12 protein-coding genes are annotated in these 14,616 nt (G+C 74.6%); 10 read left to right on the forward strand and 2 right to left on the reverse strand.

Annotation, left to right across the window (positions count from 1 at the left end; all coding sequences use genetic code 11):
- Positions 1–16: 16 nt before the first annotated feature.
- The 9 genes from BLS99_RS06190 to BLS99_RS06230 all read left to right on the forward strand — a co-directional run bounded on the left by BLS99_RS06190 (position 17) and on the right by BLS99_RS06230 (position 10,034).
- Positions 17–1,300, forward strand: a complete 1,284-nt coding sequence (locus BLS99_RS06190; protein ID WP_091045473.1) for an ABC transporter substrate-binding protein — start codon at positions 17–19, stop codon at positions 1,298–1,300.
- Positions 1,301–1,373: 73 nt separating this feature from the next.
- The gene (locus BLS99_RS06195) at positions 1,374–2,549 is read left to right on the forward strand and encodes an ADP-ribosylglycohydrolase family protein (protein ID WP_091045476.1); all 1,176 of its coding nucleotides are present in this window, start codon (positions 1,374–1,376) and stop codon (positions 2,547–2,549) included.
- A complete protein-coding gene (locus BLS99_RS06200) occupies positions 2,546–3,892 on the forward strand; it encodes an ADP-ribosylglycohydrolase family protein (protein WP_091045479.1) in 1,347 nt (448 codons plus the stop codon). Before BLS99_RS06195 ends, BLS99_RS06200 begins: the two co-directional genes overlap by 4 nt.
- Entirely contained in the window at positions 3,889–4,782 is an 894-nt protein-coding gene (locus BLS99_RS06205; RefSeq protein WP_091045483.1) for a ribokinase, read from the forward strand. The genes BLS99_RS06200 and BLS99_RS06205 overlap by 4 nt, the downstream gene beginning before the upstream one ends.
- On the forward strand, positions 4,769–6,802 hold the full coding sequence (locus tag BLS99_RS06210) for an SUMF1/EgtB/PvdO family nonheme iron enzyme (RefSeq protein WP_091045487.1): 2,034 nt from the start codon (positions 4,769–4,771) through the stop codon (positions 6,800–6,802). The genes BLS99_RS06205 and BLS99_RS06210 overlap by 14 nt, the downstream gene beginning before the upstream one ends.
- Positions 6,799–7,986, forward strand: coding sequence for a CaiB/BaiF CoA transferase family protein (locus tag BLS99_RS06215; protein WP_091045488.1), 1,188 nt, complete (start codon positions 6,799–6,801; stop codon positions 7,984–7,986). Before BLS99_RS06210 ends, BLS99_RS06215 begins: the two co-directional genes overlap by 4 nt.
- Complete coding sequence (locus tag BLS99_RS06220) at positions 7,983–8,789, forward strand: HpcH/HpaI aldolase/citrate lyase family protein (protein ID WP_091045492.1); 807 nt, start codon at positions 7,983–7,985, stop codon at positions 8,787–8,789. Before BLS99_RS06215 ends, BLS99_RS06220 begins: the two co-directional genes overlap by 4 nt.
- A gap of 17 nt (positions 8,790–8,806) precedes the next feature.
- Positions 8,807–9,325 (forward strand): GNAT family N-acetyltransferase, encoded by a 519-nt coding sequence (locus BLS99_RS06225; RefSeq protein ID WP_091045495.1) that lies wholly within the window; start codon positions 8,807–8,809, stop codon positions 9,323–9,325.
- 61 nt (positions 9,326–9,386) lie between these two features.
- Entirely contained in the window at positions 9,387–10,034 is a 648-nt protein-coding gene (locus tag BLS99_RS06230) for a maleylpyruvate isomerase family mycothiol-dependent enzyme (RefSeq protein ID WP_091045497.1), read from the forward strand.
- Between the two features lie 102 nt (positions 10,035–10,136).
- Here the strand turns inward: BLS99_RS06230 and katG are convergent, their stop codons facing one another.
- Together katG and BLS99_RS06240 are read right to left on the reverse strand one after the other, a co-directional pair.
- Complete coding sequence (gene katG / locus BLS99_RS06235; RefSeq protein ID WP_091045500.1) at positions 10,137–12,362, reverse strand: catalase/peroxidase HPI; 2,226 nt, start codon at positions 12,360–12,362, stop codon at positions 10,137–10,139.
- 281 nt (positions 12,363–12,643) lie between these two features.
- Positions 12,644–13,255 (reverse strand): TetR/AcrR family transcriptional regulator, encoded by a 612-nt coding sequence (locus BLS99_RS06240; RefSeq protein WP_091045502.1) that lies wholly within the window; start codon positions 13,253–13,255, stop codon positions 12,644–12,646.
- Positions 13,256–13,422: 167 nt separating this feature from the next.
- Here BLS99_RS06240 and BLS99_RS06245 point away from each other — a divergent pair, with 167 nt between their 5' ends.
- The gene (locus BLS99_RS06245; protein ID WP_091045505.1) at positions 13,423–14,595 is read left to right on the forward strand and encodes an FAD-dependent oxidoreductase; all 1,173 of its coding nucleotides are present in this window, start codon (positions 13,423–13,425) and stop codon (positions 14,593–14,595) included.
- The last annotated feature ends 21 nt before the right edge of the window (positions 14,596–14,616 follow it).

The raw sequence follows: 14,616 nt of genomic DNA on the forward strand, positions 1-14,616 counted from the left end.
GGAAAGAGAGAACGAAATGCGCACTCGCACCAGCGCCAGCGTCGCCGCGGTAGCAGGGCTCATATCCCTGCCCCTCGCGCTCACCGGCTGCTCCGCCTTCGGGGTCGGCGACGACTCGGACGAGGGCGGGAAGGTCACCCTGACCTTCCAGTCGCTGGCCTACCAGGACACCACGATCGCCGCCACGCAGGAGATCGTCGACGCCTGGAACGCCGACAACCCCGACGTCCAGGTCGAACTCGTGCAGGGCTCCTGGGACAACGTGCACGACCAGCTCGTGACCCAGTTCCAGGGCGGCACCGCGCCCGACGTCATCCACGACGAGTCCGCCGACATCATGGGCTTCGCCGAGCAGGGCTACCTCGCCGACCTGACCGACCTGCTCAGCGACGACACCAAGTCCGCGGTCTCGGACGACATCTGGGGCACCGTCACCTCCTCGGACGGCGCGATCGTCGCCGCCCCGACGCTGCTCCAGTCCTACGTGGTCTTCGCCAACACCGACGCGTTCGCCGACGCCGGCGTCGAGGTCCCCGCGGGCGAGAGCCTGTCGTGGGACGACTTCCAGGCCCTCGCCGGCCAGCTCGGCGGCGACGGCGGCTTCGGCCTCGGGTGGGGCCTCCAGCAGCCCACCGCCGCGGTCATGAACCTCTCGCTCGGCTTCGACGGCACCTACTTCGAGGGCGACGCGATCAACGTGGCCGAGAACGAGCTGGCCGTGCCCGAGCGCATCCACGCCATGGCCTACGAGGACGGATCGCTCGACCCGGTCTCGCTGACCCAGTCCGGCTCCGACGTCCTGCCCGGCTTCTTCGACGGCCGGTACCCGATGTACGTGGCGGGCAACTACATCGCCCAGCAGATCACCGAGTCCGCTCCCGAGGGCTTCAACTGGGCCGTCCTGCCCCCGCTCGCGGGCACCGCCGGCGCGGTCCAGGCCGCCAACCCGCAGACCATGTCGGTGGCCGCCGAGTCCGAGCACGTCGAGGAGTCGGCCGCGTTCATCGACTTCTTCATGCAGGCCGAGCACCAGGCCGCCCTCGCGCAGGGCGACTGGCTCATCCCGTCCTCGGACACCGCGCGCGAGCTCGTCGCCGAGCAGACCGCGGGCGAGAACGGCTGGGACGCGATCCTCGCCTCCGGCGAGGGCCTGTCGGCCGCGCCGTTCCAGTCGGCCGTGAACTACCCGCAGTGGAAGGACCAGTACGCGACCCCCGCCCTCCAGCAGTACCTGGCGGACGAGATCACCGTCGAGCAGCTGCAGACGCAGCTCACCGACGGCTGGAACGACCTGGGCTAGCGCCGCACGAACACCCTCCGCCCGCCGGGGCCGCGGCCCCGGCGGGCACCGAACCAGAACCTGAGGAGACACGATGACCCTGCCGCCGAACGCTGAACCGTCGAGCGACATCCTGGTGGACAAGGCGACGGGCGCGCTCGCTGGCGCGGCGGTGGGCGACGCGCTCGGCGGCGCCGCCGAAGGGAACACGCCCGCGGCCATCCAGGCCCGCTACGGCGGCTTCATCGAGGGGATCGTGCCGCCGTTCAACACGGACTGGCGCAACGCCCGCCCCATCGCCCCGTACCACAAGGGCGACGGGCACATCACCGACGACACCCTCATGACCTGCGCACTCGTCGACGTCTACGCGGACGTGCGTGGCCACCTCGACGCCCACGCGATCGCCTCGCACCTGGTGCCGCTCCTCATCGGCGAGAAGCGCTGGATCCCCGAGTTCGAGGCCGAGGGGCTGCTGCTCCACCGGATCTTCCTCGCCGAGAAGTGGCTCGTCGCGCGCCTCCACTACGGCCACATCGACCCCCGCGAGGCCGGGGTCGGCAACATCGTCAACTGCGGCGCCACCATGTACGCCGCCCCGATCGGCATCGTCAACGCAGGCAGCCCCGAGGCCGCCTACGCCGAGGCCGTCGACGTCGCCGGCGCCCACCAGTCCTCCTACGGCCGCGAGGCCGCCGGGGTCTACGCCGCCGCCGTCGCCGAGGCCATGCGCCCCGGCGCCGACGTCGAGTCCGTGGTCGCCACCGCGCTGCGCCTCGCCAAGGACGGCACGAAGCACGCGATCGCCGCCGTCGTCGAGGCCGCCCGCGGCGTCGCCGACTGGCGCACCGGCCTCGCCGACCTGCGCCGCGCCGTCGAGCCGTACGACACCGTCGGCCCCGACTACCGCGCCCCCGCCATGGACGCGCGGATCCCGAGCCGCACCAAGGCCATCGAAGAGCTCCCGATCGCGCTCGGGATGCTCGTCGCCGCCCGCGGCGACTACCGCGACGCCGTCCTCGGCGCCGTCAACTACGGCCGCGACTCCGACTCCATCGCCGTCATGGCCGGTTCGATCGCGGGCGCCCTCGGCGGCCTCGGCGCCGTGCCCGCCGCATGGGTCGAGGACGTCAGCGGCAACTCCCGCATCGACGTCACCGCCACCGGCCCCGTCATCGCCGCCGTCGCCCGCGACATCTGGGCCGCCGACGCGCGCCGCGCCGCCGAGGTCGACGCCGCCCGCACCGCCTACGCCGGAGCGGCCGCATGATCCGACTCTCCTGGACCCAGCCCGAGGACCTCGTCCCGCACGCCCTCGAAGCCGCCCGCCTCGACGGCCGCGACGCCGCCGCGATCCGCGACCGCTGGACCACCGCGGGCGGCTCCACCCAGGCGCCGGTCTCCGGCGCGACCCCCCGGCCCGCCCCCGCGGCGCTCCGGGCGCTCGCCCGCGACCTCCTCGCCGAACTCGACACGCTGCCCGACCCCGAAGCGCTGCGAGCGAGCGAACCCGACGAGCCCGGCGCGATCCTCGCGTTCGCCGCACCCCCCGAGCTCCCCGCGCCCGGCGACGTCGAGGACCGCGTCCTCGGCGCCTGGCTCGGCCGCGCCGCCGGCTGCCTCCTCGGCAAACCCGTCGAGAAGATCTCGCTCGGCGGCATCCGCGCCATCGCGAAGTCCACCGGCAACTGGCCGCTGCACGGCTACTTCACCGAGCGGGGCCTCGACCCCGCCGTCGCCGCCGCCCACCCGTGGAACCGCCGGTCGCGGCCCACCAGCCTCGCCGAGAACATCGACGGCATGCCCGAGGACGACGACCTCAACTTCCCGCTCGTCGCCCTCACCCTCCTCGAACGCCACGGCGACGCCTTCACCACCGACCACGTCGCCCAGGCGTGGCTCGACCTCCTCCCCGGCGGCCGGGTCTTCACCGCCGAGCGCATCGCCTACCGCAACCTCCTCGACGGCATCGAACCCGAGCGGGCCCGGGCCGTGCGCAACCCCTTCCGCGACTGGATCGGCGCCCAGATCCGCACCGACCTCTACGGCTGGACCCGCCCCGGACTCCCCGTCGAGGCCGCGGTGCTCGCCTGGACCGACGCGCGCCTCTCCCACGGCCGCAACGGCGTCTACGGCGCCATGTTCGCCGCGGCCGCCTCCGCCGCCGCCGTCACCGGCGCCCCGGTCGCCGCCGTCATCGAGGCCGGCCTGTCGGTGGTCCCGCCGAACTCCCGCTACGCCACCGCGATCCGCTTCGGCACCGACCTCGCCGCGGGCGCGCTCGGCGACGAGGCCGCCGTCGACGCCCTCCACGCCCAGTACGGGCACCTCCACTGGGTCCACGTCCTCAACAACGCCGCGCTCCTGGCGTTCGCGCTGGCGCGCGGCGACGGCGACCTGCACCGCACCATCACGCTCGCGGTCTCCGGCGGCTGGGACACCGACTCCGTCGGCGCCACCGCCGGTGCGGTCGCGGGCGCGCTCACCGGCGCGAAGGCCCTGCCGCGCAAGTGGACCGACCCGATCGACGACCGGTACGCGACCTCGGTGCCCGGCTTCGCCGGCGTCCGCTTCACCGACCTGGCCGCCCGCACCCTGGAGGTATCCCGATGACCGCCGTCGTCGTGCTCGGCTCCGCGAACCTCGACCTCGTCTACGACGTCGAGCGCATCCCCGCCCCCGGCGAGACCGTCCTGTCGCTCGGCTTCGGCGCCTTCCCCGGCGGCAAGGGCAACAACCAGGCCGTGGCCGCCGCCCGCGCGGGCGCCGACACCCGGTTCATCACCGCGCTCGGCCGCGACGGCTCCGGCGACCGCCTCGCCCGGGAAGCCCGCGACGCCGGGATCACCCTCCTGGACCGGCGCGTGGACGCCCCCACCGGGACGGCCGCGATCTTCGTGGACCGCCGCGGCGAGAACTCCATCGTCGTCGACTCCGGCGCCAACGCCGCCCTCACCGACCTCACCGGACCCGAACGCGAGGCGATCGGCGCCGCCGACGTGCTCGTCCTCCAACTCGAGACCCCGATCGGCACCGTCGCCGAGGCGGTCGCGGTCGCGAAGGCCGCCGGGACCCGCGTGGTCCTCAACGCCGCCCCCAGCGGCGAGGTCCCGCACCACGTCCTCGACGGCGTCGACGTGCTCGTGGTCAACGAGCACGAGGCCGCCGACCTCGCCGGCCCCGGCGCCGACCCGATGGCGGCCCTGACCGGCCGCGGGTGCGCCGTCATCATCACGCTCGGCGCCGAAGGCGCCCTCGTGGGCCTGCCCGGCGAGACCCCGGTGTCCGTGCCCAGCCACAAGGTCGACGCCGTCGACACCACCGGCGCCGGCGACACGTTCGTGGGCGCGCTCGCCGCCGCCCTCGACGGCACCGGCCTGGAGGCGCTCGTCGCCGCCACCGGCTTCGCCACCGCCGCCGCGGCCATCGCCGTGCAGCGCAAGGGCGCCGTCCCGTCCATTCCGACCCTGGAGGAGGTGCGGGCGTTCCGTGACGCACGCTGATCCCGACGAGGCCGCCACCAACACCATTGATCCGCTGGTGCCCCGGCCCATCGACCGCCCGACGACCCTGCCGCCCGGCGGCCGGATCGACCCGGCGGCCGGCGACATCGCCAAGATCTTCGCCGCCCCCGACGACCCCGCCGACTGGCCCGCCTGGCGCGCCGACCTCGCCGCCTGGCGCGACGAGGCCCGCGCCCGCCTCGCCTACAGCGGCGAGGCGTACGACGACCCCGCCGTCCGGTGGGCCGCGCGCGCCCACGCCGTCGCCCAGGTCTGGCTGTGGGACGAGCGCCTGTTCGACCACGCCGAGCAGCGGTTCACCCCCGAGCGGTTCCTGGAGTCCGTCGCCGCGCAGGGCGGCCTCGACGGGCTCGTCCTCTGGCACGCCTACCCCGTCATCGGCATCGACGACCGCAACCAGTTCGACTTCTACCGGGACGTGCCCGGCCTCGCCGACCTGGTGCGCCGCTTCCACGACCTCGGCCTGCGCGTCTTCGTCGACTACAACCCGTGGGACACCGGGACCCGGCGCACCGGCCGCGGCGACGCCGACGAGCTCGCCGACCTCATGCGCGACCTCGACGCCGACGGCGTCTTCCTCGACACCCTCAAGGAAGGCGACGCCGCGCTCACCCGCGCCCTCGCCGGATGGGTCCTGGAAGGCGAGTCCCGCGTCGCCAACCCGCGCATCGAGGACCACCTCCTGTCGTGGGCCCAGTGGTTCGCCGACTCCGAGGCCCCCGGCGTGCAGCGCGCCCACTGGTACGAGCGCCGCCACATGATGCACTCGGTCCGCCGCTGGAACCGCGACCACTCCGGGGAGCTCCAGTCCGCGTGGATGAACGGCACCGGCGTCCTGGTGTGGGACGCCGTGTTCGGCGTCTGGGTCGGCTGGAACCGCCGCGACGAGGCCACGCTGCGCCGGATGCTCCGCGTCCAGCGCGCCGCCACCGACGTCCTGGTGGAGGGCGAGTGGGCGCCGCTCGACGGCGCCACCCCCGAGGCGGTCGCCGCCGGGGTCTACGCCTCCCGCTGGACCCGCGGCGACGTGACACTGTGGACGATCGTGAACCGGCGCGACCTCGACTGGGTCGGCGACCCGCTCGCCGCGCCCGCGACCGGCCCCCGCTACGACGTCACCGCCGGCACCGAGGTCGCCGGCGCCGTCAAGGTCCCCGCCCGCGGCGTCACCGGCGTCCTCGACCTCGCCCCCGGCGCCGAGCGCCCGGCCTGGCTCGACGCGCTCCTCGCCGAGGCCGCCGCCGACCCCGGCGCGACCGACGCGACCTTCCCGGCCCGCGAGGCGGTCCGCTTGCGGCCCAAGCCCTCCGCACTGCAGATCCCGCCCAACACCGCGATCCGCGTCCCGGCCGGGCGCCGGGACCTCACCGTCGCCTTCCGCCGCCGCGAGACCGGCTTCTACCAGGGCGCCCCCTACGTCGAGGAGTGGAAGCCGCTCCCGCCGCGCCTCCACGACGACCGCGAAGCGGTCCTCACCGCCGAGACCGGCCCGGTCGCCGTGGCCGCCAACGAGGTCTCGCTCCTGCAGTACCGGCTGTTCCTCGACCGCAGCGGCTACGAACCGCAGGTCCCGCACCGGTTCCTCACCGGCACCGAGGACGCCGACCCGGCCGCGCCCGTCACCGGCGTGTCCATCGAGGACGCCCGCGCGTACGCCGCGTGGGCCGGCGCCCGCCTGCCCGACGAGTTCGAATGGCAGCTCGCCGCCGCCGCGCCCGGCTTCACCCGCCGCCGCCCGGCCGTGTGGAACTGGACCGAGAGCGAGCACTCCGACGGCGTCACCCGCTTCGCGATGCTCAAGGGCGGCAGCGACCACCGCTCCGAAGGCTCCGACTGGTACACCGACGGCGGCCTCAAGGACCCCGGGTTCAGCCTCAAGTTCCTGCTGCCGGGCCTCGGACTCGAACGCTCCGCCAGCATCGGCTTCCGCATCGCCTGGGACCTGCCCGGCGACGGCCTTCCCAGTGACGATCCATCCAGGAGCGAGGAGACCGCATGACCGCGCCGCTGGAGGGCCTGCGGGTCCTCGACGTCTCGACCCTGTTCGCCGGGCCCATCGCCGCGACCTTCCTCGGCGACTTCGGCGCCGACGTGATCAAAGTGGAGCACCCGACGAAGCCCGACGCCGCGCGCGGCCACGGGCCCTCCAAGGACGGCGTCAACCTGTGGTGGAAGACGCTGGGCCGCAACAAGCGCACCGTCACCGTCAACCTCGGCACCCCCGAGGGCGCCGAACTGCTGCTGCGCCTGGCCGCCGACGCCGACGTGCTCATCGAGAACTTCCGGCCCGGCACCCTCGAACGCTGGGGCCTGGGCCCCGACCGGCTCCACGAGGCCAACCCGCGCCTCGTCGTCGCCCGCGTCACCGCGTTCGGCCAGACCGGCCCCTACTCGGGCCGCCCCGGCTTCGGCAGCCTCGCCGAGGCCATGAGCGGCTTCGCGGCCCTCACCGGCCAGCCCGACGGGCCGCCCACCCTGCCGCCCTTCGGCCTCGCCGACGGCATCGCCGCGCTCGCCACCGCGTACGCCGTCATGGTCGCGCTCCGCTCCGCCGACCGCGACGGCGCCGGCCAGGTCATCGACCTCGCCATCATCGAGCCGATCCTCATGCTCCTGGGCGGCCAGATCACCGCCTACGACCAGCTCGGGGTCCTCCAGCCGCGCAGCGGGAACCGCTCGGTCAACAACGCGCCCCGCAACGTCTACAAGACCGGCGACGGCGAATGGGTCGCCGTCTCCACCAGCTCCCAGTCCATCGCCGAACGGGTCGTGCGCCTGGTCGGGCGCGCCGACCTCGTCGCCGAGCCCTGGTTCGCCTCCGGGCACACCCGCGCCGAGCACGCCGACGAACTCGACGAGGCCGTGGCCGCCTGGATCGGCGCCCGCCCCACCGCCGAGGTCGTCGCCGCGTTCGAGGACGCCCAGGCCGCCGTCGCCCCCGTCTACGACGTGCGCGGCGTCCTCGCCGACCCGCAGTACCAGGCGATCGGCACGGTCCAGACCGTCCAGGACGACGAGCTCGGGCCCGTCAGAATGCAGAACGTCCTGTTCAGGCTCTCGGGGACCCCCGGCGCGATCCGCTGGCCCGGGCGCCGCCACGGCCAGGACACCGACGAGGTGCTCGCCGAGGTCGGCGTCACCCGCGAGCAGCTGGAACGACTGCGGGAGAAGGGGATCGTATGAACCCGGTCAGCGCCCTCTACGTGCCGGGCGACCGCCCGGACCGCTTCGACAAGGCCGCCGCCTCCGGCGCCGACGTCGTCATCCTCGACCTGGAGGACGCCGTCGCCGACGCCGCCAAGGCCGCCGCGCTCGACCACGTCACCGCCTGGCTCGCCGCCCGCACCGGCGGCCCCGAGGTCCAGGTCCGCGTCAACGTGGGCGCCGACCACGAGATCCGGGCCGTCCGCGCCACCGGCGCGCACGTGGGCCTGCGCATCCCCAAGGTCGAGGCGCCCGAGGACCTCGGCGTCATCGCCTCCCTCGCGCAGGGCCTGCCGCTGACCGCGCTCGTCGAGTCGGCGCGCGGCCTCCAGAACGCCGGACCCATCGCCGCCCACCCGGCCGTGGCCGCGCTGGCGCTCGGCGAGGCCGACCTCGCCTCCGACCTCGGCTCGACCGCCGAGGCCGTCCTCGACCACGCCCGCATCCGCCTCCTCGTGGCCGCCCGCGCCGCGGGCCTGCCCGCCCCGATGCTCTCGGTCTACCCGCGGATCCAGGACCTCGACGGCCTGCGCGCCGACACCGAGCGCGGCCGGGCCCTGGGCCTGCGCGGGCGCACCGCCGTGCACCCCAAGCAGCTCCCGGTCATCCGCGAGGTCTTCGCGCCCGACCCCGAGGAGACCGCGTGGGCCGAGGCCGTCGTCGCGGCCCTCGGCGGCGCCGCGGACGGCGGCGGGGGAGTGGCGACCCTGCCCAGCGGTGAGATGGTCGACCCCGCGATGCTCGGCCGCGCCCGCGCCATCCTCGCCGCCGGGCGGCCCTGAGCGGGCATACTCGGGCGGTGACACTCATCCGACGCGAGAGGGACGGCGACCGCGACGCCGTCCACGCCCTCCACACCGCCGCCTTCGCCGGACTCCCGCACGCCTCCGGCGGGGAGGCCGACCTCGTGGACGCCCTGCGCGGCACCGCCGCCTGGGACCCGCGGCACTCTCTCGTGGCCGAAGTGGACGGCGAGGCCGCCGGCCACGTCCTCTCCACCTACGGCACCGTCGGCGAGGCCCGTGTCCTCGGCCTCGGCCCCATCGGCGTCGACCCCGCCCTCCACCGCCGCGGCATCGGTTCCGCCCTCATGCACGCGGCCCTCGCGGCCGCCGACGCCTGCGGCGAGCCCGCGGTGATCCTCCTGGGCGACCCGGCCTTCTACGGCCGCTTCGGATTCGTGCCCGCCGCCGACCACGGGGTCGTCCCCGAGCACCCCGAATGGGGCCCCTACTTCCAGATCCGCACCCTCAGCGCCTGGGACGAGGGGCTGCGCGGCACGTTCGCGTACGCGCCCCCGTTCAGCGAGTTCGGCTGAGGCGCGCGGCGATGAATCGCGCCCGGCCGCGTCGTCTGCACCGCGAGAGAACGGAGACCAGGTGACCCACGCCGACCTGTCGCGCAAGCAGCTCTGGAGCGCGATCTTCACCGAACGCCAGGCCCTCGCCGACGACCTCGACGGCCTCGACCCCGCGGCGTGGACCACGCCCTCGCTGTGCGCGGGCCTGTCGGTCCGCGAAGTCCTCGCCCACCTCACCGCCGGGGCCAGCCTCGACTGGGGCCACTGGATGGCAGGGGTGATCAAGCACCGCTTCGACTTCGACGCGCAGTCCGACATGCAGCTGCGCCGCCGGCTCGGCGACTCCGCCGCCGACACCCTGGCGCAGTTCAAGGCCGCGGTCGCCAGCACCACCCGGCCGCTGCCGCTCAAGGCCGTGCTCGGCGAGATCGTCGTCCACGGCGAGGACGTGCGCCGGCCGCTCGGCATCCGCCGCGACCACCCGACCGCCACCGTGACCGCGGTGGCCGACTACTTCCAGCGCACCAACATGACCGTCCCCTCCGGCAAGCGCGCCGCGGGCCTGCGGCTGGAGGCCGCGGACGGGCCCTTCACGGCCGGTGACGGCCCGCTGGTCTCCGGCCGCACCATCGCCCTCGTCATGGCGATGACCGGCCGCGCCGCCTACGGCGACGAACTCGACGGCCCCGGTGCCCCGGTGCTTTTGGAGCGCTGCGCGTCCATGTGAGGCTGCGGGGGCGGGTCGGCGCGAGTCAGGGCGCCGGGTGCGAGACGCCGCACACGCGACAGCCGCCGGGCCCGAACGGGCCCGGCGGCTGTCACTCGCCTGCTAGCGCAGGTCGAACCGGTCGAGGTTCGCGACCTTCACCCACGCGGCCGCGAAGTCCTTCGCGAACTTCTCGGCGGCGTCGTCGCTGCCGTACACCTCGGCGAGGGCCCGCAGCTCGGAGTTCGAGCCGAACAGCAGGTCCACGCGGGTGCCGGTCCACTTCGACTCGCCCGTGGCGTCATCGTGCGCCTCGTAGGTCCCGTCCTCGGCGGCCGACCAGGTGACGCCCGGCGCCAGGAGGTTCCGGAAGAAGTCGTTGGTCAGCTGCCCGGGGCGGTCGGTGAAGACGCCGTGCTTCGCGTCCTCGAAGTTCGCGCCCAGGACGCGCAGGCCGCCGACGAGGACGGTCATCTCCGGGGCGGTCAGCGTGAGCAGGTTCGCCTTGTCCACGAGCAGGAACTCCGCGGGGATGCGGTGGCCCTTCCCGAGGTAGTTGCGGAACCCGTCGGCGGTCGGCTCCAGCGGCGCGAACGAGTCCGCGTCGGTCTGCTCCTCGGTCGCGTCCACGCGGCCGGGGGAGAAGGGCACCTCCACGTCGAACCCGGCGTCCTTCGCGGCCTTCTTGACCGCGGCGGCGCCGCCCAGGACGATGAGGTCGGCCAGCGAGACGCGCTTGCCGCCGGTCTGCGCGGCGTCAAACGCCGCCTTGACCTCTTCGAGCTTGGCGAGGACGACCCCGAGCTTGTCGGGCTCGTTCACCGTCCAGCCGCGCTGCGGCTGGAGGCGGATGCGGGCGCCGTTGGCGCCGCCGCGCTTGTCGGAGCCCCGGAACGACGACGAGGCCGCCCACGCGGTCGACACGAGCTGCGCCACCGTGAGCCCCGAGTCGAGGATCCGGGCCTCGAGGTCGGCCACGTCGGCGTCGGTGATCGCCTCGTAGTCGGCCGCGGGCAGCGGGTCCTGCCAGATGAGGTCCTCTGCGGGGACCTCGGCACCGAGGTAGCGGACCTTCGGGCCCATGTCGCGGTGGGTCAGCTTGAACCAGGCGCGGGCGAACGCGTCGGCGAACGCCTGCGGGTCCTCCGCGAAGCGGCGCGAGATCGGCTCGTAGACCGGGTCGAAGCGCAGCGACAGGTCGGTGGTCAGCATCGTCGGCGCGTGCTGCTTGGTCGGGTCGTGCGCGTCGGGGACGGTCCCGGCGCCCGCGCCGTCCTTCGGCCGCCACTGGTGGGCGCCGGCGGGGGACTGGAACAGCTCCCACTCGTAGCCGAACAGGATCTCGAAGAAGCTGTTGTCCCACTGGGTCGGCGTGTTGGTCCAGATGCCCTCCAGGCCGGAGGTGATGGCGTCGCCGCCCTTGCCGGTGCCGAAGCTCGACTTCCAGCCGAAGCCCAGCTCCTCGATCGAGGCGCCCTCGGGCTCGGCGCCGACGTGCTCGGCCGGTCCCGCGCCGTGGGTCTTGCCGAAGGTGTGGCCGCCGGCGATGAGCGCGACGGTCTCCTCGTCGTCCATGGCCATGCGCGCGAAGGTCTCGCGGATGTCGCGGGCCGCGGCGATCGGGTCCGGGTTCCCGTTCGGGCCCTCCGGGTTGACGTAGATCAGGCCCATCTGCACCGCGGCGAGCGGGTTCTCCAGGTCGCGGTCGCCCGAGTAGCGGGCGTCGCCGAGCCAGGTGGTCTCGGGGCCCCAGTAGACGTCCTCGTCCGGCTCCCACACGTCGGCGCGGCCGCCGGCGAACCCGAACGTCTGGAAGCCCATGGACTCCAGCGCCACGTTCCCGGCCAGGATCATGAGGTCGGCCCACGACAGGCTCTGGCCGTACTTCTGCTTCACCGGCCACAGCAGGCGGCGCGCCTTGTCGAGATTGCCGTTGTCGGGCCAGGAGTTCAGGGGCGCGAAGCGCTGCTGCCCGGCCCCGGCGCCGCCGCGGCCGTCGCTGATGCGGTAGGTGCCCGCGGAGTGCCACGCCATGCGGATGATGAGCGGGCCGTAGTGCCCGAAGTCGGCCGGCCACCAGTCCTGCGAGGTCGTCAGGACGCGCTCGATGTCGGCCTTGACCGCCGGGAGGTCGAGGGTCAGGAACGCCTGCCCGTAGTCGAAGTCCTCGCCGAGCGGGTTCGTCTCGGCCGGGTTCTTGGCCAGCAGCCGCAGGTTGAGCCGGTCGGGCCACCAGCCGCGGTTGCCGCCGCCCTGCGCCGGGACGGGCGCCCGCCCGTGCGCGACGGGGCACTTCGACTCGGCCCCCGCCTCCGGGTCGTGGACGATGGCGTCGTGGTCCTGGGACATGGATTTCCTCCTCATTCGCCGGGGAGCCCCGAACCCCTGCCAGGGGCGGCCCCCACACCGGGTCTAGACAACAACCTACTCGTAGTTTAGACAGAGTCTAAATCAGGGCCCTGCGGCGGCTATCCACCCGTCCAGACCGGTACAACGGCCCATCCTAAGGACCATCGGTGCGCCGGTGGAGGAAACGCCCATTGCTCACCTGATCCGCGACGGTTCCGGGCCGCCGGACCGGCCGCCCAAGCCGAACCGCTGGACCAGGCCGCTGGACCGAACCGCCCGGGTCAGGCCGCCAGGAGCCGCCTGAGCGCGTCGAGCTGGACCTCCGGCAGGCCCGCGAGCTCCGGTGCCGCCAGGTCGGCGGCGTTGGCGACGGTCCACTCGTCCATCGCCCACACCACGGCCTTCGCGAGGTGGCGCTGGAGCGCGAGCGGGAGCCCGTCGCCGACCGCGCCGCCGGCCCGGCCGACCTCCAGGGCCCGGTCGATCCAGGCGTCGACCGCCGCGCGGACGGCCGCGAGCGGCGCCCCGGCGGGCGCGTCGGAGAGGTAGAACAGCGCCGCGAACCGCATCGCGTCCGGCTCCTCCCGGGCGATCCGGGCGAGCCGCGCGGTGAGGTCGCCGACGCCCGACCAGAAGTCGCCCTCCGCCAGCGCCTCGGGCGGCGGGGCACCGAGCGCGGCCGCGGCGGCCTGCGCGAGGTCCTCGACCACCGCGTCGAACAGCTCCTCCTTGGACGCGAAGTAGTGGTAGAACGAGCTCTTGCTCATGCCCTGGCCGCGGATGACGCGGTTGAGCGACGCGCGCTCGTACCCCGCCCGCGCGAACTCCTCCGCCGCCGCCCCGAGCAGCGCCGCGCGCCGCCGCGGCGGCAGTACTCCCACTGCACGCGTCATGGCGCCAGCATACCCACCGCACTGGACCGGGTGGTCCACTCGGGTGTACGGTGGCTCTGGACCACCCGGTCCACTCGTCTCGATCCGCGCTTTCCGAACCGCGCCTTCCCAACCGTGCCTCTCAAGCCGTGCGACCCGAACCACGTATCCCGAACCGAGGAGGAGCCGTGCTCCAGGAGACCTCCGTCCGCACCCAGCTCGACGCCGCCGCGCGCGACCGCACCCGGGTCCTCGTCGTCGGCGCCGGGGTCGCGGGCCTGACCGCCGCGGGCATCCTCCGCCGCAGCGGCCTGCACCCCGTCCTGATCGAGCGGTCCGGGCCCGACGCCCCCAGCGGGTACATGCTCGCCCTCATGCCCCTCGCCGACCCCGCGCTCGCCGACCTCGGCGCCACCGACGAGTACCGGGCCCGCAGCACCCCGATCGACCGCTACCGCATCCGCGACCACCGCGGCGCCGTCGCCCGCGACTACACCATGGGCGCCCTTCTCGACACCTACGGCGACTACCGCGGCATCTCCCGCGGCGAACTCCTCGCGGCCCTGGCCGCCCCCGGCGGCACCGTCACCCGCCGCGCCCGCGTCACCCTGCTCGACGCCCGGCCCGAGGCCGTCACGGCCGTCATCGCCCATGGCGGCACCGAGACCGAGGCCGTCTTCGACGCCGTCGTGGTCGCCGACGGGCTCCACTCCCAGACCCGCGCCCAGGTCACCGGCACCGCCGCGGAGCGCGACACCGGCTGGGTCGCCTGGACGAGCGCCGACGCGGACGCCGACCTCGCGGAGGAGCTGTGGGGCGTCGGCTCCTTCGTCGGCGCCTACCCCGTCAAGGACCGCCTCGGCACGATCGTCTGCGCCCCCGCCACCGCCGCCGCGGCCGGACTCCCCGCCTTCATCGCGCGGATCCGCGAGCGCACCCCGCACCTGAGCGAGCGCTTCGACCGCGTCCTCACCGAGGCCGCCGACGGCCGCGAGACCTACTACTGGCCGCTCACCGACTGCCGCAGCGCCGTCTGGGCCCGCGGCCGCATCGCCCTGGTCGGCGACGCCGCCGCCGGGTTCCTCCCCACGGCCGGGATCGGCGCGGGCATGGCGATGGAGTCCGCCCGGGCCCTGGCGATCCGCCTCGCCGGCGCCGACGACGTCCCGGCCGCGCTGGCGGCCTACGAGCGCGACCAGCGCCCGCGTGTGGAAGCGGCCCAGCGCAACTCGCGGCAGCTCGCACCGCTGCTGTTCAACACCAGCCGGACGGCCGCCGCTGTGCGCGACGCCGCCGTCCGCTTCGTCCCGCTCGGCGCCGCCCTCGGTCCGATCCGAAAGCTCCTGGACTCGCGGCCCTGACGATCGGGGTGCTGGTGAACC

The organism is Glycomyces sambucus (assembly GCF_900102815.1).
GTDB classification, from domain to species: domain Bacteria; phylum Actinomycetota; class Actinomycetes; order Mycobacteriales; family Micromonosporaceae; genus Glycomyces; species Glycomyces sambucus.